At 62.6% G+C, this 257-nt stretch carries 1 pseudogene; it reads right to left on the reverse strand.

From position 1 onward, the window contains the following. Window positions 1-257, reverse strand: a pseudogene (locus tag IB265_RS36375) (ISNCY family transposase); the annotation flags it as partial.

The raw sequence follows: 257 nt of genomic DNA on the forward strand, positions 1-257 counted from the left end.
CGCGGTTTGTAGCCAATCTTCTCGCTGTTCGTCTTTAAGGCCGGCTTCGTCTGCTGCTCCTGACGCTCCTTGATGTAGGCCAGGACATCACCGAGCCGCTTGTTCTCGGTGATCGCCGCATGCGTCACCCGCTGGTCCTTGTCGAACACCCGGTAGGTTAGGGAATGCCCCTTCCAGCGCACATCCAGCCTGCCGTCGGCAAGCGCGTAGGTCTCGACATAGCGACCGACCAGCCCGCGCGTCACCGCGGTCTCCTC

The sequence above is a fragment of the Ensifer sp. ENS10 genome, assembly GCF_014852025.1.
GTDB lineage: Bacteria > Pseudomonadota > Alphaproteobacteria > Rhizobiales > Rhizobiaceae > Ensifer.